Source organism: Pseudomonas sp. PA-6-3C (assembly GCF_021605825.1).
Taxonomy (GTDB): Bacteria; Pseudomonadota; Gammaproteobacteria; order Pseudomonadales; family Pseudomonadaceae; genus Aquipseudomonas; species Aquipseudomonas edaphica.
On record NZ_WKDV01000002.1, the window covers coordinates 169,680 to 187,484 of the forward strand.

General features: G+C 60.7%; 19 protein-coding genes. 12 read left to right on the top strand and 7 right to left on the bottom strand.

What is annotated here, in order from left to right; translation table 11 throughout:
- Nucleotides 1-265 precede the first annotated feature (265 nt).
- The 3 genes from uvrD (at nucleotide 266) to GIW48_RS02600 (ending at nucleotide 4,206) form a co-directional block, all read left to right on the top strand.
- Nucleotides 266-2,449 (top strand): DNA helicase II, encoded by a 2,184-nt coding sequence (gene uvrD / locus GIW48_RS02590; protein ID WP_017135773.1) that lies wholly within the window; start codon nucleotides 266-268, stop codon nucleotides 2,447-2,449.
- Between the two features lie 341 nt (nucleotides 2,450-2,790).
- Nucleotides 2,791-3,663 (top strand): Tim44 domain-containing protein, encoded by an 873-nt coding sequence (locus GIW48_RS02595; RefSeq protein ID WP_056860905.1) that lies wholly within the window; start codon nucleotides 2,791-2,793, stop codon nucleotides 3,661-3,663.
- Nucleotides 3,664-3,798: 135 nt separating this feature from the next.
- Nucleotides 3,799-4,206, top strand: a complete 408-nt coding sequence (locus GIW48_RS02600; protein WP_017135771.1) for an SMI1/KNR4 family protein — start codon at nucleotides 3,799-3,801, stop codon at nucleotides 4,204-4,206.
- 144 nt (nucleotides 4,207-4,350) lie between these two features.
- On the opposite strand, the gene GIW48_RS02605 is transcribed toward GIW48_RS02600, so the two are convergent.
- The gene (locus tag GIW48_RS02605) at nucleotides 4,351-6,114 is read right to left on the bottom strand and encodes a cation:proton antiporter (RefSeq protein ID WP_236460335.1); all 1,764 of its coding nucleotides are present in this window, start codon (nucleotides 6,112-6,114) and stop codon (nucleotides 4,351-4,353) included.
- 292 nt (nucleotides 6,115-6,406) lie between these two features.
- On the opposite strand from GIW48_RS02605, the gene GIW48_RS02610 reads away from it, so the two are divergent.
- A complete protein-coding gene (locus GIW48_RS02610; protein WP_017135769.1) occupies nucleotides 6,407-6,892 on the top strand; it encodes an acyl-CoA thioesterase in 486 nt (161 codons plus the stop codon).
- Between the two features lie 130 nt (nucleotides 6,893-7,022).
- Here the strand turns inward: GIW48_RS02610 and pdxY are convergent, their stop codons facing one another.
- A complete protein-coding gene (pdxY, locus tag GIW48_RS02615; protein WP_058421087.1) occupies nucleotides 7,023-7,895 on the bottom strand; it encodes a pyridoxal kinase PdxY in 873 nt (290 codons plus the stop codon).
- A 117-nt stretch (nucleotides 7,896-8,012) separates the two neighbouring features.
- On the opposite strand from pdxY, the gene GIW48_RS02620 reads away from it, so the two are divergent.
- Nucleotides 8,013-8,408 carry a DUF3301 domain-containing protein gene (locus GIW48_RS02620; protein WP_017135767.1) on the top strand — a complete coding sequence of 132 codons (396 nt, stop codon included), beginning with the start codon at nucleotides 8,013-8,015 and terminating at the stop codon, nucleotides 8,406-8,408.
- On the opposite strand, the gene GIW48_RS02625 is transcribed toward GIW48_RS02620, so the two are convergent.
- The 4 genes from GIW48_RS02625 to dksA are packed head-to-tail and all read right to left on the bottom strand — an operon-like array spanning nucleotide 8,402 to nucleotide 11,688.
- Nucleotides 8,402-9,364: a CobW family GTP-binding protein gene (locus GIW48_RS02625; RefSeq protein WP_236460336.1), complete on the bottom strand. Its 963-nt coding sequence runs from the start codon at nucleotides 9,362-9,364 to the stop codon at nucleotides 8,402-8,404. The two genes, GIW48_RS02620 and GIW48_RS02625, sit on opposite strands and share 7 nt — an antisense overlap.
- 42 nt (nucleotides 9,365-9,406) lie before the next feature.
- Nucleotides 9,407-10,051 (bottom strand): DUF1826 domain-containing protein, encoded by a 645-nt coding sequence (locus tag GIW48_RS02630; RefSeq protein WP_186617236.1) that lies wholly within the window; start codon nucleotides 10,049-10,051, stop codon nucleotides 9,407-9,409.
- Nucleotides 10,051-11,256 carry a zinc metallochaperone GTPase ZigA gene (zigA, locus tag GIW48_RS02635; RefSeq protein WP_017135764.1) on the bottom strand — a complete coding sequence of 402 codons (1,206 nt, stop codon included), beginning with the start codon at nucleotides 11,254-11,256 and terminating at the stop codon, nucleotides 10,051-10,053. Before zigA ends, GIW48_RS02630 begins: the two co-directional genes overlap by 1 nt.
- A 27-nt stretch (nucleotides 11,257-11,283) precedes the next feature.
- Nucleotides 11,284-11,688 (bottom strand): RNA polymerase-binding protein DksA, encoded by a 405-nt coding sequence (gene dksA, locus GIW48_RS02640; RefSeq protein WP_169987863.1) that lies wholly within the window; start codon nucleotides 11,686-11,688, stop codon nucleotides 11,284-11,286.
- Between the two features lie 126 nt (nucleotides 11,689-11,814).
- Here dksA and GIW48_RS02645 point away from each other — a divergent pair, with 126 nt between their 5' ends.
- Nucleotides 11,815-12,183 (top strand): glutamine synthetase, encoded by a 369-nt coding sequence (locus GIW48_RS02645; RefSeq protein ID WP_170036646.1) that lies wholly within the window; start codon nucleotides 11,815-11,817, stop codon nucleotides 12,181-12,183.
- On the opposite strand, the gene GIW48_RS02650 is transcribed toward GIW48_RS02645, so the two are convergent.
- Nucleotides 12,180-13,391, bottom strand: a complete 1,212-nt coding sequence (locus GIW48_RS02650; protein ID WP_099550222.1) for an N-acetylmuramoyl-L-alanine amidase — start codon at nucleotides 13,389-13,391, stop codon at nucleotides 12,180-12,182. The genes GIW48_RS02645 and GIW48_RS02650 overlap by 4 nt on opposite strands.
- Nucleotides 13,392-13,519: 128 nt before the next feature.
- On the opposite strand from GIW48_RS02650, the gene folE2 reads away from it, so the two are divergent.
- The 6 genes from folE2 to GIW48_RS02680 are packed head-to-tail and all read left to right on the top strand — an operon-like array spanning nucleotide 13,520 to nucleotide 17,804.
- Nucleotides 13,520-14,416, top strand: coding sequence for a GTP cyclohydrolase FolE2 (folE2, locus tag GIW48_RS02655; RefSeq protein ID WP_236460337.1), 897 nt, complete (start codon nucleotides 13,520-13,522; stop codon nucleotides 14,414-14,416).
- The gene (locus tag GIW48_RS02660; RefSeq protein ID WP_099550220.1) at nucleotides 14,413-15,081 is read left to right on the top strand and encodes a metal ABC transporter ATP-binding protein; all 669 of its coding nucleotides are present in this window, start codon (nucleotides 14,413-14,415) and stop codon (nucleotides 15,079-15,081) included. The genes folE2 and GIW48_RS02660 overlap by 4 nt, the downstream gene beginning before the upstream one ends.
- Nucleotides 15,081-15,947: a metal ABC transporter permease gene (locus GIW48_RS02665; protein ID WP_186617229.1), complete on the top strand. Its 867-nt coding sequence runs from the start codon at nucleotides 15,081-15,083 to the stop codon at nucleotides 15,945-15,947. The genes GIW48_RS02660 and GIW48_RS02665 overlap by 1 nt, the downstream gene beginning before the upstream one ends.
- A gap of 11 nt (nucleotides 15,948-15,958) precedes the next feature.
- Nucleotides 15,959-16,837, top strand: a complete 879-nt coding sequence (locus GIW48_RS02670; protein WP_056860918.1) for a metal ABC transporter substrate-binding protein — start codon at nucleotides 15,959-15,961, stop codon at nucleotides 16,835-16,837.
- Entirely contained in the window at nucleotides 16,834-17,247 is a 414-nt protein-coding gene (hisI, locus tag GIW48_RS02675; protein WP_099550219.1) for a phosphoribosyl-AMP cyclohydrolase, read from the top strand. Before GIW48_RS02670 ends, hisI begins: the two co-directional genes overlap by 4 nt.
- Nucleotides 17,244-17,804, top strand: a complete 561-nt coding sequence (locus GIW48_RS02680; protein WP_017135756.1) for a gamma carbonic anhydrase family protein — start codon at nucleotides 17,244-17,246, stop codon at nucleotides 17,802-17,804. Before hisI ends, GIW48_RS02680 begins: the two co-directional genes overlap by 4 nt.
- Nucleotide 17,805: the final 1 nt, after the last annotated feature.

Sequence of the window (17,805 nt, forward strand, 5' to 3'; positions counted from 1 at the left end):
TAATGGTGAGCCCGAAACGTGGACGGAGCATACACAAGCAAGCGCTTGGGCCAAACTGCTCCAAGTCATAAAAACCACACGGTTTTTACACACAACCTTCGTGGCCAAAGCGCTTGAGCTAGACCCTGCGCGGGCTGTGGGCCATGACTTACCGGTCATCACCGTCAGCAGAATGTTTGCGCGGCCAGGATCGCCCGGAAAGTTTTGCATCGACCACCCGGCATTGGGATTTGCCCGACTCCCCGCAGCACCCTAGAATGCGCCGATGCGCGATGATCTCTCCCTTTTGCTGAACTCCCTCAACGATGCCCAACGCCAGGCTGTTGCAGCCCCCGTTGGCCGTCAGTTGGTCCTGGCCGGTGCTGGCTCCGGTAAAACCCGAGTGCTGGTGCACCGTATCGCCTGGTTGATCCAGGTCGAAAACGCGTCCCCGCATTCCATCCTGTCGGTGACCTTCACCAACAAGGCCGCTGCCGAGATGCGCCACCGCATCGAGCAGTTGATGGGCATCAGCCCGGCCGGCATGTGGGTGGGCACGTTCCACGGCTTGGCGCACCGCCTGTTGCGGGCGCACTGGCAGGAAGCCGGGTTGAGCCAGACCTTCCAGATTCTCGACAGCGACGACCAGCAACGCCTGGTCAAGCGAGTGATCCGCGAGCTGGGCCTGGACGAGCAACGCTGGCCCGCGCGCCAGGCGCAATGGTTTATCAACGGTCAGAAAGACGAAGGCCTGCGCCCGCAACATATCCAGGCCAGCGGCGATTTGTTCCTGGCCACCATGCGCAGCATTTATGAAGCCTACGAGGCCGCCTGCGTGCGCGCCGGTGTGATCGACTTCTCCGAGCTGCTGCTGCGCGCCCTCGACCTGTGGCGCGACAACCCAGGCTTGCTGGCCCATTACCAGAAACGCTTCCGACACATTCTGGTGGACGAGTTCCAGGACACCAACGCCGTGCAGTACGCCTGGTTGCGCCTGCTGGCCAAGGGTGGCGACAGCCTGATGGTGGTGGGCGACGACGACCAGTCGATCTACGGCTGGCGCGGCGCAAAAATCGAGAACATCTACCAGTATTCCGACGACTTCCCGGACGCGATCACCATCCGCCTGGAACAGAATTACCGCTCCACCGCCGGCATCCTCAAGGCCGCCAACGCCTTGATCGCCAACAACACCGGGCGCATGGGCAAAGAGTTGTGGACCGACGGCGGCGAAGGCGAAGCGATCAACCTGTACGCCGCGTTCAATGAACACGACGAAGCGCGCTACGTGGTGGAAACCATCGAAAGCGCGCTGAAAACCGGCCTGGCGCGCAGCGATATCGCGATTTTGTATCGTTCCAACGCCCAATCGCGGGTGCTGGAAGAAGCCTTGCTGCGCGAGCGCATTCCGTACCGCATCTATGGTGGCCAGCGTTTCTTTGAACGGGCCGAAATCAAGAACGCCATGGCCTACCTGCGCTTGCTGGAAGGCCGTGGCAACGATGCGGCGCTGGAGCGGGTGATCAACATCCCGGCGCGTGGCATCGGTGAGAAAACCGTTGAAGCGATTCGCGACCACGCCCGCCACGCCGATGTGTCGATGTGGGAATCCATGCGCTTGCTGATCGCCAACAAGGGCCTGACCGGCCGCGCCGCCGGGGCATTGGGCGTGTTTGTCGAGCTGATCGAGAACCTGGCGGCCAAATGCGCGGAAATGCCGCTGCACTTGATGACCCAGACCGTGATCGAGCAGTCCGGGTTGATCGCCTATCACGAAGCGGAAAAAGGCGAAAAAGGCCAGGCCCGGGTAGAAAACCTTGAGGAGCTGGTCAGCGCGGCCCGCGCATTCGAAAACACCGAGGAAGACGAAGAGCTGACGCCGCTCGCCGCCTTCCTCGGCCATGCGTCGCTGGAAGCCGGTGATACCCAGGCCGATGAGCATGAAGACAGCATCCAGCTGATGACCTTGCACAGCGCCAAGGGCCTGGAATTTCCGTATGTGTTCCTGGTAGGCATGGAAGAAGGCCTGTTCCCACACAAGATGAGCCTGGAAGAGCCCGGCCGCCTTGAGGAAGAACGCCGCCTGGCCTACGTGGGCATCACCCGCGCCATGCAGAACCTTGTGATGACCTACGCCGAGACCCGACGCCTGTACGGCAGCGAGACCTACAACAAGGTGTCGCGCTTCGTACGTGAAGTGCCGAAGGGGCTGATCCAGGAAGTGCGCTTGTCCAACAGCGTCAGCCGACCGTTCGGCGGCGGCCAGCAGCAGAACTCCAGCAGCATGTTCGCCGGTTCCGAGATTCCGGAAACACCCTTCAGCCTTGGCCAGCAGGTCAAGCATGCTATCTTCGGTGAGGGTGTGATCCTTAACTTCGAAGGTGCCGGCGCCCAGGCGCGGGTACAGGTGAACTTCGCCGAAGGCAGCAAGTGGCTGATGATGGGCTATGCAAAGCTCGAAGCCGTCTGACAATCGCTTGTGGCGAGGGAGCTTGCTCCCGCTGGAGCGCGAAGCGCTCCCATTTTGCGCCGTGCCAATCTATCAGGCTGCGTTTGCCAGTCAGGGGCTGCTTCGCAGCCCAGCGGGAGCAAGCTCCCTCGCCACATAAGCCAATATGATGAAACTTCGCGTTACATGAAGGTTGATGGCCCGCCCTTGTTTTTACCAAGCGCGGGCCAATATCTGAGATAAGTCCTACGGGCCATTCTGAATCGGTCTTACGCAAAAGCCCGAAACATTATGTCGCTAGCCACTGTCACGACACCTGTGCAACATGGCGCGCGTGCAATCCACAAATGGGAATTCCCTTTATGAAACGTTTTCTTAGCATCGCCATGGCGTTGTGCATCGGCCTGACGATGAGCCTCGACGCCAACGCCAAGCGCTTCGGTGGCGGCAAAAGCATGGGCTCGGCTCCGACTCACCAGACCAGCCAAATGGCTCCTTCCGCCGGTGGCATGGGCGGCGCAGCTGCGACCGCTGGTGCAGCCGGTGCCGCTGGCGCTGCTGCCAAGGCCGGCGGTGCTTCGCGCTGGTTAGGCCCTCTGGCCGGTATCGCCGCCGGTGGCCTGCTCGCTTCCATGTTCATGGGCGGCGGCTTCCAGGGCATGCAGATCTTCGACATCCTGATCCTGGCGGTCATCGCGTTTGTGATCTTCCGCTTTATCGCCGCCCGTCGACGCAAGCAGCAGGAGCACCTGGCGCCAGCCGGCGCGCCGATGCAGCGTGAAGTGTTCGAGCAAAAACCAGCCATGGGTTCGATCTTCGGTGGTTCGGCAGCACCTGCCGCCGCCCGCCCGGTGATCAATGCACCGGCCTGGTTCAACGAAGAACGTTTCGTCGAAGCGGCCCGCAGCCACTTCCAGTCCCTGCAGCAGCACTGGGACGCCAACGAAATGGACAAGATCGCCGAGTTCGTGACCCCGCAACTGCTGGAGTTCCTCAAGCGCGAACGTGCCGAAATCGGTGATGCGTTCCAGTCGACTTACATCGACGACCTGCGCGTACAGCTGGACGGTGTGGATGATCGCGCCGACAAGACCATCGCCACCCTGACCTTCAGCGGTGTGTCGAAGACCTCGCGTTTCGACCAGGGTGAAGTGTTCAGCGAAAGCTGGAACATGGAACGCCCGCAAGGCGAGAACCAGCCTTGGCTGGTCGCAGGTATCCGCCAGAACGGCTGATAACCCTACGCTTGAGCACTTGGTAATAAAAACCCCGGACATGTTCCGGGGTTTTCTATTTCGCGGTTGCACTTATAGCGAGCTACTGTATAAAACGCCCTATTAACCGCGCCAACTAGCAAGAGGATCCCGGCCGTGGAAGAAATCATCGAACAATTGCGTGAAGCCAACGAACCGGTCCCGGTTCCTCTGGAGCTGCCTGACGAAGACCAGATTGTGGAAATCGAAGAACAACTGTTCATCGACATCCCGTTTGTATTCCGTGAATTCCTGCTGACCGTCAGCGACGTGGTGTACGGCAGCCTGGAACCGGTGACCGTCACCGACCCGCAGTCCCACACCTACCTGCCGGACGTTGCCGCCAACGCCTGGGACGCCGGCGTTGACCGCAGCATGATCCCGATCTGCCAGGACGGCGATGACTACTACTGCGTCGAAGAGGACGGCACCGTGGTGCTGTGGTCCGGCGAAGAAGAACTGGTCACCGAAGAAACCTGGGAATCGGTGTGGCACTGGGCGCGGGACGTCTGGCTGGAAAGCTGACGCTTTTTGTGGCGAGGGAGCTTGCTCCCGCTGGGCTGCGAAGCAGCCCCAACCAGGGCAACGCGTTTTTCCAGGTGTGGCGAGGTGACTGTTTTAGGGCTGCTGCGCACCCCAGCGGGAGCAAGCTCCCTCGCCACAATGACATCAGTGCTCTGGCGTATCTTTGTGGTTATCCAGGGTCTCCAGCAAGGCGACCTGCATCCGCGTATGCACGCGGATGAACCACCGCCAGAGCACCGCCGCCACCGCCGCCGTGACCACGGCAATCAGCACCAGCAACTTGTTGGTCGGCAAAATACTCGCCGACAAGGCTGCCAATAGCAGGAAGATCACCAACAGCGACAGGATCGGGATCACCTCCGCGATCACCCGTCGCACACGCTGGGTATGCCGCCCGGCCATCTCCGGTTTCACACTCATCTCCGCCAGCAACATCGACAGCGCCTTGAGCTTGCGGTACGCCGCAATCAGAAACGGCAGCGACAGCAGCAACGCCCCACCCCAGATCAATGCCTTCTGCCAGCTCGGATCACTGATCCAGCCTTCCAGATACCCGCCAATGCGCGCCGCGAAGAAGCTGCCGGCAAAGAAGATCGCGATCACCAGTGCCAGGTTCACGCCCACTTGCAGGATGATCTTGCGAATCATCGACGCCAGCATCGCGCCCTCACCTTGAGGCTGAATACTGCGCAACCATTCGCCATACAGGCCGAACACCCGGCTCATGCGCTTGGGCATTACCGCGGCAATCTTCAACGACAATGGGTCAGCGCCGCGAATCAAGTACGGCGTGAGCAGCGTGGTGATCGCCGAAACCGCCACCGCCACCGGATAGAGGAAGTCACTGGTCACCTGCAAGGTCATCCCCAGCGCGGCGATGATGAAGGAAAACTCGCCAATCTGTGACAGCCCCATACCTACACGCAGTGAGGTACGGCCATCATTGCCGGCAATAAACGCCCCCAGGCCGCAGGACAGCATTTTGCCCAGCACCACCGCCACGGTAATCACCGCGATGGGCCAGGCGTACTGCAGCAGGATCTGCGGGTCGATCATCAAGCCGATGGCGACAAAGAAGATTGCGCTGAACATGTCGCGAACCGGTTCGATCAGGCGTTCAATTTTAATCAACTGGCGAGATTCGGCCATGATCGCGCCGATCAGGAACGCACCCAGCACCATGCTGTATTCGAGTTTGACCACCAGCAGGCAAAAGCCGAAACACAGGCCCAATACGGTGATCAGCAGCATCTCGTTACTTTCAAACTTGGCCACATAGGCCAGCAGGCGCGGCACCAGCAAAATGCCGACGACCAACGCTACGATCATGAACAGCGACAGCTTGCCAACCGTAGAGAACACCTCACCGGAACTCACCGTGCCGCTGACGGCGATGCTCGACAGCAAGGCGATGATGCCGATGCCCAGGATGTCCTCGACGATCAGCACGCCAAAAATCAGTTGGGCAAAACGCTGGTTCTTCATCTTCAGGTCATTGAGCGCCTTGACGATGATGGTGGTCGAGGAAATCGCCAGGATCGCGCCGAGGAACAGCGAGTCCATGGTGTTCCAGTCGAACCAGCGGCCGATCTCGTAGCCGATCCAGATCATCAGGATGATTTCCAGGAAGGCCGCGATAAACGCCGTGGCGCCGACCTTGAACAACTTGCGCAGGCTGAACTCCAGGCCCAGGCAGAACATCAGGAAGATCACCCCCAGCTCAGCCAGGGTCTTGATGGTGTCTTCGTCGTGGATCAGGCCGAACGGTGGCGTGTGAGGGCCAATGATGAACCCCGCGACGATATACCCCAGCACCACCGGCTGCTTGAGGCGGTGGAACAGGATGGTGACAACCCCTGCCACCAGCATGATCACGGCCAAGTCCTGGATAAAGCTGATGGCGTGCATGACGAGGGGCTCCTTGAGGGGTGCTGGCGCTTTTCCCACTTCCACACGCGCCCTTGAACAATCGCTAAGCGCGGAAGGAAAAGTCTGCCTTAATCGTAAGAAATGCCCTGGGATGGGCTTTTGAAGGTTAACACCACGACTTCCGGCAGAAAGCCGGTGCAATATATGGAAACAGATCGGCGTTCGCGTGACGGCAAGCCGCCCACTGGCGTCCCGTTAGGGAGAGCGCTGTAAAGATTCCAGCACCCGTAGAGGTGTCCCCCAACCAATGCCTACAACCCGTGAGTGTGCTATGGAACCCGGAAACGCCCAGCTGTCGATGACGGTATTGATGACCCCTGACATGGCCAACTTCTCAGGCAATGTGCACGGCGGCACCCTGCTCAAATACCTCGACGAAGTGGCCTACGCCTGCGCGAGCCGTTACGCGGGCCGTTATGTGGTTACGCTGTCGGTCGACCAGGTGATTTTTCGCGAGCCGATCCATGTCGGCGAGCTGGTGACCTTCCTGGCCTCGGTCAACTACACCGGCAACACATCGATGGAAGTGGGCATCAAGGTGGTGACCGAAAACATCCGCGAGCGCTCGGTGCGCCATACCAACAGCTGCTTCTTCACCATGGTGGCCGTGGACGACCAGCGCAAACCCGCCGCCGTACCGCCGCTGCAGCCACAGAACAGCGAAGACAAGCGCCGCTTTGTGCAGGCGCAGCAGCGTCGGCAGATTCGTCAGGAGCTGGAGAAGCGTTATCGGGAAATCAAGGCAGACGGGCCATAAATCCCGAGCTGTAAACCCAATCGAATGTGGGAGCTGGCTTGCCTGCGATGAGGGCCTGACAGTCGACATCTTTGTCGCCTGACACACCGCTATCGCAGGCAAGCCAGCTCCCACATTGGGTTTTGTGTGCTTACAGGCCGATGGGTGTTGCTTCGAAGCGTACGCGAGGATGCGCGATACGATCCTGAGCCCGTACCAGCTCCAGCTCGTAACTGGCGCAGGCCTGGGTTTCCAGCAGCACTTCATGCACCGCTGCGGCGGTGAATTCGAAGGCCGCCAACAGGCTGTCACCCAACAGCACACGCGCCAGGAACAACCCCGACGTCAGGTCGCCCACCCCCACCGGCTGACGCGGGAACGCCAGCAACGGCCGGCGCAAGTGCCAGCTGCCTTCAGCGGTAACCAGCAGCATCTCGAAACCCTCCGGCAGCTTGCCCGGATAATCCAGGTGTTTGACCAATACCGCCTTCGGCCCACGGGCCAGCAGTGCCTTGGCCATGGCCAGGCAATCGAACAGCGATTGCGGCTTGCGCCCGGCAAAGCTGTCCAGCTCCAGCTGGTTGGGGCACAGGAAATCCGCCATGGCCGCCGCCTCGTCCAGCAGGAAATCGCTGACTTCCTGGGGCACGATGCAGCCTTTTTCCGGATGGCCCATGACTGGGTCGCACAGGTACAGGGCCTTGGGGTTGATGGCCTTGATACGGGCCACGCCGGTAAGAATCGCTCGGCCCTGGTCGGCACTGCCCAAGTAGCCGGACAGTACCGCATCGCAGTTGCCCAACTCGCCAATCGCGGCAATGCCTTCTACCAACGCCGGAATTTGCTGCGGCGCCAGCACTTCGCCCGCCCACTGGCCATACTGAGTGTGATTGGAGAACTGCACCGTGTTCAGCGGCCAGACGTTCACCCCGACCCGCTGCATGGGGAACACGGCGGCGCTGTTTCCGGCGTGGCCAAAGACCACATGAGACTGGATCGCAAGCAGATGAGGTGTGCGTTTCATGCGGGAGATTTCCGTAAAGCCGTTTGAATTCTGGCCGCGCAGTATGCGACTAAACCCAGCCTGTACGACAGACCAGAGACACAGTTAAGCTGCTCTCACTTTGTTGGAGTTCATCGCATGCTGACCCTGGGAAATATCTTCGTGTTGATGCTGTTGGCGACCGGTGCCGCCTGGGTGTGGCACAACCACGGCCTGCGTGAACGGGCGCTGGAGCGGGTCAAGCAGCATTGCGCCAAACTGGATATCGAACTGCTCGACGGCGCAGTGGCGTTAAAACGCATCGGTTTTGTGAAAGATGCCAATGGTCGACGGCGTCTGGCACGCATTTACAACTTTGAGTTCACCGTGACCGGCGAAGCCCGTCACCCCGGGACTATCACTCAGTTTGGCGCACACAGCGCGCAGATCGAATTGGCGCCCTACCCGTTCGAGATCAAGACACCGCAGCCCAGCGCCGAAGTCATCGAGCTGAGCCAATGGCGCCAGGACCACGCCAGCAAGACCCGTCACTGACGGCACGCGGCCAGCGTGCTCTGTAGCCCAGCCACGTCCTGTGGCTGGCTGAAGATCAATTCAATACGTGAATCGCGGCGCCACTCGCTGGGTTGCCAGGCGAGTGGACCATTATCCACAGCGTTAGCCGACACCCAGGTATCGCCGCTGTGGATAACCAGCTTGGCGCGGCGCCATTCAAGGCCAGAAAGCCAGCTGTGCAGGCGCGCAATGTCGAACGACTGGCTTGGATGCCAGCGCCAACCGATACTCCAGCTACCTTCCTGGGCCTGACTCAGGCAAATGGGCAACGCAGGATCAACCCAGACGGCCGGCATCTGTACCACACCTTTGGGCACCTCGAAGTTATCCACAGCTGCGCCAGCCTGTGCATCCAGGCCGGGCAATTGCTTGAGCGGCAACTGCGCCTGGCGTGTCCAGTAAATCGGGCAAGCAGGCAGTTGCTGTTCTATGGCCTGGCGCTGTGCGGCATCCAACGATTCATCTTTGTTCAATACCAACAAACCGGCGCTGGCCAGCGCTTCCTGCTGCGCTTGCGGCAAAGCTTTGCCCGCTGCCAATGCTTGGGCATCCAATACCAACACACACGGCTGAACCGCGAGCACGCCCTGCCATGGCGCCTCGCGCAACTGCTTGAGCAACTGCGCCGGATGCCCCAGGCCCGAGGGCTCGATAAACAGCCGATCCGGCTTGGCCTTACGCAACAGGCGGCCAAGCCCTACCTGGAACGGTGCACCATTCACACAGCACAAACAGCCACCAGCGACTTCGCCCAGCGCAATGCCGTCGTCGTCCTGTGTAAGCAAGGCAGCGTCCAGGCCGATTTGCCCGAACTCATTGATCAACACGGCCCAGCGCTCGTTGGCCGGGCGTTGGGCCAACAGGTGTTTGATCAGGCTGGTCTTGCCGGCGCCCAAAGGCCCGGCAATCACGTGGGTAGGAATGTTCTGCAGCATGGGGCTTCATTCAGGCCGGGTAGAGCGCTTGATCCTACGCGGTTATGCGAGCCAATCCAGCGTCAGGATCAACCGGCGCTCGTCGGCCTTGAGCGCGGGTGAGCGATGGATCAAGCCATGGTTCTCGTTGCCGTGCCATTTTGTGCCCTTGAGCAAAGCCACTTCACCGCAGTGGACCTGCTCGATACGCTCGGTAGGTTCCGCGTCGGGCTGGCTGAGTTTACGCCGGTCCATCACGCCTTCGCGCAGCCACTGGCTGCCGATGCCGGCGTAGGTGGTGATCAGTCGAACCGGCACATGGTCGACGTGAAAACGCGGGCACATGGCCTTGTCCAACAGCCGCAAACGCACGCCAATCCTCTTGGCACCGAGCAGGCAAGCAAACGCGCTGACCAGCCAGGACACATCGGCGATAAAGCCTTCGTAACCTTCAAGATCACGGCAACTGGAGGCTAAACCCTGCAAATTGGGCACAGCCTCGTCATTGTCGAGATCAATCACCAAGGAGTCCGCCAACGGCTCATTGAGCGCCACCAGCAAGGCACCAAATTCGGCGATATGCAGGGGCAACTGGCGCTGCCACAGCGCCAGGTTGACGTCATTTTCGAGGATGTCCGACAGCGCCAGCGGCGTTTCACCCCGGGTCTGCCGGATCACCGGGCGTAAGGGAATTACCGGGGCCAGCATCAGGCTACCTGCTCATACCAAGGGCCAAAGGGGTCGGCCAACTGGCGCCAGCCTTCGACGCCCTGGGCCATTTCTTCATCGTTAAGCAAGCACGCGTCCAGCTCGGCGCGCATCTGCGCGAAGTCGATGTTTTGCCCGATAAACACCAGTTCCTGGCGGCAGTCGCCGGTACTCAATTGCCAGTTGCCCATGATCGCCGCTACGCTTTCTTCGTCTTGCGGCCACTGGCTTTTCGGCACAAAACGCCACCAGCGCCCGGCAAAACCATGGCGCATCAAGCCACCGGCCTGGGACCAACTGCCGGCATCCTGATGCTTGCTCGCCAGCCAGAAAAAGCCCTTGGAGCGCAGCAGTTTGCCGTTCACCCACGGGCGATCGATAAAGTCGAAGAAACGCTGCGGATGAAACGGGCGACGCGCGCGGTAAGCGGTGGAGGCGATGCCATATTCTTCGGTTTCCGGCACATGTTCACCGCGTAGCTCCTGCAACCAGCCCGGCGCTTGCGCTGCGCGTTCGAAGTCGAACCGGCCGGTGTTGAGGATCTTGTTCAGCGGCACTTCGCCCATCACCATCGGGATGATTTCCGCCTGGGCATTGAGGCGCTCAAGGATTGCCATCAACTCCTCGCGTTCGCGGCTACTGATCAGGTCGATCTTGCTGATCAGGATCACGTCGGCGAATTCGATCTGCTCGATGAGCAAATCGGTGATGGAGCGCTCGTCGTCTTCGCCCAGGGTTTCACCCCGGGAAGCGAGGCTTTCGGCAGCTTGGTAATCGAGCAGGAAATTCATGCCGTCGACCACGGTGACCATGGTGTCCAGGCGTGCGATATCGGCCAGGCTTTGCTCGTTTTCATCACGGAACGTGAAGGTTTCGGCCACGGGCAGCGGCTCGGAAATGCCGGTGGACTCGATCAACAGGTAATCGAAGCGCCCTTCTTTGGCGAGCTTTGTGACTTCTTCCAGCAAGTCTTCACGCAAGGTGCAGCAGATGCAGCCGTTGCTCATCTCCACCAGTTTTTCTTCGGAGCGATTCAGCGTGACGTCGCGCTGAACCTCACTGCCGTCGATATTGATTTCACTCATGTCGTTGACGATCACCGCCACCCGCAGGTTTTCGCGGTTGCGCAGAACGTAGTTGAGCAGCGTGCTTTTACCAGCGCCGAGAAAGCCGGACAGCACGGTAACGGGAAGGCGATTAGTCATCAGGTAATCCTCATCAGGGTTGGCCGGTCAAATCGCCCGTTTATGGCGTTCGCGCAGCTCTTCACGTTCTTTGGCTTCGATAGACAGGGTGGCAGTGGGGCGCAGCAGCAGGCGTTGCAGGCCGATGGGCTCGCCGGTTTCGCGACACCAGCCGTATTCGCCGCGGGCCAGCAGTTCGAGGGCATCGTCGATCTTGTCCAAGAGCTTTTTTTCACGCTCCAGCAGGCGCAGCTGCCACTGGCGCTGCTCTTCGGCGCTGCCGATATCGGCCAGGTCGCTGTTGGTTTCCTGCTCGCGCAGCACCAGGAATTCAGCCTCGATACGCGCCTGCAGTTCGTAGCGCTGCGTCAGCAGCAGCGCTCGGAAGAAGCCTTGCTGAGCGTCATTCATGTAATCGGCGGGCAGTTGGGCCAGGAGCTCTTGTTCAGTCATGGGAAGCGGTTCACGGGTCAGGCTGTTTTTTAATGTTATAGTATAACAACACAAATAAGCCAATCCCCGCTTGCTCACCACGACGAAGGGCGCAATGCTGGAACACTTTCTTGCCCGAGAGGCACTATGAAATACCTGGTGTATGCCCTGTTATTGGGCGTGGCAGGATCTGCCTGCGCGCAAACGCCGAGCCTGCTGGCGAGCTGCACGCGCAGCGCTAATTTGCTGGCCTGCGTAGACCCGCTGGGCAATGCCTACAGCGTGGCGACGGTTGGCAGCACCACGTATTTGCGCGGTTTTGAAGTGATCGGCAAACGCTATTGGGCACAAACCAGTAGCCGCTATGGGCAGCTGACATTCTTTACCGGGTTGGCGTCCGATGGTGAGGCGTGGGTCGGCTACACGCGCCGCGTGGGCTGGACCACCATCAACCGGTTTTCCAGTTCGGGTGGCGCCAGCGCCAAGTTCACGTGCAGCCGTATAGCCGGCTGTTAGACCTGGCCGCTCTTCTGTTCCTGAACCCAGGCCATGTAGCTGTTCATCGGCGGGTTCTTCTCGAAGTATTTTTTCAGGCCGTCGAACAGGCCATCCGCCACGGCTTGTTGATGACGCGCCGTCACCAGCCGCTGGGCGTCCCGAGTGTTGGAGATAAACCCGGTTTCCACCAGGATCGACGGCACGTCAGGTGATTTGAGCACCGCAAACCCGGCTTGCTCCACGCGCTTCTGGTGCAACGTGGTGATGCTTTGCAGGCTGCCCAACACCGAGCTGCCCAGTTGCAGGCTGGAGGCGATGGTGGCGTTCATCGACATATCGAGAATTACCCCGGCGAGCATCGGATCCTTGTCCTTGAGGTTGAGCAATGTCGTGGCGCCCAACAGGTCGGCGCCGTTTTCGCGCTGCGCCATGAAGCGCGCGGTGGCGGAGGTGGCACCGCCTTCGGACAACGCATACACCGAAGCCCCGGAGGCAGTGAGGCGTGGCGCGGCGTCGGCATGCACCGAGATAAACATATCGGCCTTGTGCTGACGGGCGATGTCCACGCGCTTGCGCAGCGGCACGAAGAAGTCGTCGTTGCGCACCAGCTTCACGTCAAAGCCCTTCTCGCGCTTCAAGCGTTTGGCCAGCAGTTGGGCGATGGACAGCACCACATCCTTTTCGCGCTGACCCTTGGAGCCGATGGCGCCAGGGTCTTTGCCGCCGTGGCCAGGGTCGACCACCACGATGATGTCGCGCTTGGGGTGCGCTTTATCTACTGGAGCCACCAGCGGCGCCGGCTGCGCAGCAATCTGGCGCGGCGCGTGGGTGGCGTTGGTCAGGTCGAGTACCAGGCGATGGCCTTGACCATCCTGTGGCGGCAATAAAAAGCTGTTGAGCTGCATCGGCGAGGCCAGGTCCAGCACGATGCGCGTATCGCTCTTGCCGAAATGCCCCGAACGAATCGAAGTAATCCCACTGTCCTTCAGCGCCAACTGCGAAAAATCACCACTGAGCCCGGCGCCGCTCAGGTCGATGATCACGCGCTCCGGCGACGTCAGGGAGAAGGTCTTGTATTGCACCGGGCCGCTGAGGTCGAACACCAGCCGCAGTTTGTCGTCGGAGCGCCACAAGCGCGCATTACGAATCTGTGTGGCGAACGCCCCCAATGGAAAGGTGAACAGAGGGCTGACCAGCAGCAGATTGAGAAGCTGACGTCTGTGCATGAAAAACACCGCAAATAAAGGAGCGTCCCTGCTCGACATGACTGAAGAAAGACTAGAGCAGAAAAATCATCGTCGACTTAATCGTTATAATATAACATGTCTTTTTATTGCCAACGATGGACCTGCTCATGAATGCGCTGACTCTGCCGGATATCGCCGCGCAGGCTTCACGGCAAGCCTTGCCACTCGACTGGGTGGGCATGTGCGGCATCGCCCTGCCAATCCTCATCGACGGCCAACGCCTGACTGCCACCGCCGATGCAGGCGTAAGCCTGGACGATGGCGAGGCCCGTGGCATTCATATGTCGCGCCTGTACCTGGCCTTGGAAATGCTCGACCAGCAGCTTCTTACACCTGCACTTCTGCGTAATGTACTGCAGCGCTTTCTCGAGAGTCATGAAGGATTATCTAAGAACGCCTACTTGCGCATTCACACGGATTTGTTACTCAAACGCCCGGCGCTGGTCAGCCCGCTGGCCGGTTGGAAAGGCTACCCGGTGTGCATCGAAGCGCGTCTGGAAAACCAGATGTTCCACGTGGAACTAAAAATTGACGTTACTTATTCCTCAACCTGCCCTTGCTCAGCTGCGCTCGCCAGGCAGTTGATTCAGCAGCAATTTCTTCAGGACTTCGCCAACAAACCGGTGCAGCACGAAGACGTATTGACCTGGCTCGGCAGCACCAGCGGCATCGTGGCCACGCCCCACAGCCAGCGCAGCAGCGCCCAACTGTCGATCCAACTGGACGCCAGCCAGAACACGCTGCCGCTCACAGACCTGATCGACACCGTCGAAGCCGCCCTCGGCACCGCCGTGCAAACCGCTGTAAAACGCGCGGACGAACAAGCCTTCGCCTTGGCCAATGGGCAGAACCTGATGTTCTGCGAAGACGCCGCCCGCCGCCTGAACCTCGCCTTGAAACGCTCGGATGCTGTCAAAGCCTTCCACCTGAAAGTGATCCACGCCGAAAGCCTACACGCGCACGATGCCGTGGCTGAAAGCCGCTGGACGAGAGACTCTGCATGATCACCTGCAACGCTTTGCGCTGGGGCGCCCCCGGGCAACCACTCACCCCTGCGCTGGATCTGCGCCTGGAAAAAGGCAGCCTCACCGGCATCATTGGCGCCAACGGCACGGGCAAGAGCAGCCTGCTCAAAGTCATCGCTGGGCTGCAAAAGCCGTTGGCGGGCAACGTCAGCGTGGACGTGCCACGTCGTGGCGGCTTGTCGTTCCTGCCACAGCAGCAACACCTGGACCGGCAGTTTCCGATCAGCCTGCAAGAGTTGGTCGCGGCCGGTTTCTGGGGTACCAAACTCAGCCCGGAACAACGCAGCCAGCGTCTGCACGCAGTGCTGGAAGACTGGTGCCTCAGCGGCCTGGAGCATCGACCGTTGATGGCGTTGTCTGGCGGCGAACTGCAACGTGCACTGCTGGCGCGCATGAGCCTGGCTGAAGCGCCAGTATTGCTGCTCGACGAGCCCCACGCCGCCCTCGACGAAGAAGGCCAGGCGCTGTGCTGGAACCATGTGCACGCCTGGCACGATGAAGGCCGCACGGTGGTGATCGTTTGTCATGACCTTGCCTCCGTGCGCCACCACACCCAGCAAGTAGTGCAAATCAAAAGCTCTGGCTGCGTGTTCGGCCCCAGTAAAGAACTGATCCGCCCGCAACCTCACATGCAGGTGGCCTGATGCACTTCGCCGCCCACCTGTGGATGCCCTTTCAAGATTTCGTTTTCATGCGCCGTGCCCTCATCGGCGGGCTGGTACTCGCGTGCAGCACCGCGCCGCTGGGTGTGTTTTTGATTCTACGGCGCATGAGCCTGATCGGTGACGCCGTCGCCCACGGCATCCTGCCCGGTGCCGCACTGGGCTTCTGGTTCGCCGGCATCAGCCTGCCCGCGCTGACCATCGGTGGCCTCGGCGCTGGGCTGAGCATGGCCGGATTGTCGGCATGGATCACCCGCCGCACCGGCCTGCGTGAAGATGCCAGCCTCGCGGCCATCTACCCCATTTCGCTCGCCGCGGGTGTGCTGATCCTGGGCATCGCCGGCAAGCGCCTGGACCTCTTGCACCTGCTGTTCGGATCCGCCCTGGCGGTGGATGAAACCACCCTCACCGGCATGCTCTGGGTCTCGGGTTTCAGCCTGATCGCCATGGGGCTGATCTACAAACCGCTGCTGCTGGACACCCTTGACCCGCTGTTCCTGCAAACCGTCAGCCGCCTCGGCCCACTCGCCCACGGGTTATTCCTGACCCTGGTGGTGCTGAACCTGGTGATCGGCTTCCAGGCTATCGGCGCGTTGATGGTGGTGGGTTTGATGATGTTGCCGGCGATTGCTTCACGCTTCTGGAGCCGGCGCCTGCCGGTGTTGATTGCGGTATCGGCGGTGCTGGGATGCCTGTCGGTGTGGTTTGGTTTGCTGCTGTCGTTCTACTACTCACTGCCCAGCGGCCCGGCCATCGTGCTGGTGGCTGGCGGCGGGTATCTGCTGTCCGTGGTTTTCGGCCCGGTGCACGGCTTGCTGCGCCGCCCGCCCTCTCTTACATCCCAATGAGGTGTTTCCCGATGCGCGCTTTACTCGTGCTGTTCAGTCTTCTGCTGCCCTTGTCGATGGCCCAGGCCGCCGACAAACTCCAAGTAGTCACCAGCTTCAGCATTCTCGATGACATCACTCACCAGATCGGTGGCGATCACATCCAGATCAGCAACATGGTCGGCCCCGACTCCGACGCCCACACCTATGAGCCGACGCCGGACGATGCCAAAGCCCTGCTCAAGGCCAAGGTCATCATCAAGAACGGCCTGGGCTTCGAACCCTGGCTGGACCGCCTGGTCACCAGCACCGAAACCAAAGCTACTGTGGTCACCGCCAGCAAAGGCGTGATCTCCCACACCATGGAAGAAGACGGCGAAACCATTCCGGACCCGCACGCCTGGCACAACCTGGCCAACGCCGAAATCTATGTGAACAACATCACCAAGGCACTGGTGGCGGCCGACCCGGCCAACAAGGCCGACTACCTGCATAACAGCCAGACCTACCTGAAAGAAATCTACCGCTTGCTGGCCGAAGCCAAGACCAAGTTCGGCGCGCTGCCCGCCGGCAACCGTCGCATCGTCACCTCCCATGACGCCTTTGGTTACCTGGGCCAGGCCTATGGCATTCAGTTCCTGGCACCACAAGGTCTGTCGACCGAACGCGAACCTTCGGCCGCCGAAGTCGCTGCGCTGATCACCCAGATCCGCAAGGACAAGGTCAAAGCCGTGTTCATGGAAAACATCAAGGACTCGCGCCTGCTCAAGCAGATCGCTGACGAAAGCGGCGCGCAAATCGGCGGCACGCTGTACTCCGACGCCCTCGCCGCCGAAGGCCCGGCCAGCACGTTCACCGGGCTGTTCGAGTACAACCTCAACACCCTGTGCGCCGCCCTGAGCAAGCCATGACCCTGAGCATGCTCGACCTGGAAGAGGCTGCCCTTGGCAGCCGCTTTCCACTCGAACCCGTGCTCGACGCCCTGCCGTGGAACAGCGATGGCCTGATTGCCGCCATCGCCCAGCAACACGGCAGCGGCGATGTGCTGATGCTGGCCTGGATGAATCGCCAGGCGCTCACCGAAACCCTGGCCAGCGGGCACGTCTGCTACTGGTCACGCTCGCGCCAGCGACTGTGGCGCAAAGGCGAAAGCTCCGGCCACTGGCAACAGTTGATTGAGGCGCGCCTGGATTGCGACGGCGACGCCGTGCTGCTGATCGTCGACCAGCTAGGCCCGGCCTGTCACACCGGGCGGCCGACCTGTTTCTACAACGCCATTGTGGGCGACCACGTTCACATTATTACGGAGCCTGTTGCATGATCCGCAAAAACCCCTCCGGCGACCTGCCGGTGATTGCCGAGTCGGCCTACGTCGACAAGACCGCGATCATCTGCGGCAAGGTCATCATCGGCGAGAACGTGTTCGTCGGCCCCTACGCCGTGATCCGCGCCGACGAAGTCGACGCCACCGGCGACATGGACCCGATCACCATCGGCGCCAATTCCAATATCCAGGACGGCGTGGTGATCCACTCCAAGTCCGGCGCGGCGGTGACGATTGGCGAGTTTACGTCTATCGCGCATCGCTCCATCGTCCACGGCCCGTGCACCGTGGGCGACCGCGTTTTCATCGGCTTCAACAGCGTGCTGTTCAACTGCGCCGTCGGCGATGGCTGTGTGGTACGCCACAACTCGGTGGTCGATGGGCGCGACTTGCCCGCCGCCTTCTACGTGCCCTCCACCACCCGCATCGGCCCCAATACCGACTTGTCGCAATTCCCGCCGGTGAGCGTCAGCGCCTCGGAGTTTTCCGAAGACGTCGCGCGTACCAACGTCGACCTGGTACGTGGTTACAAAGCCCTGCAAAACGAGTTCTGAA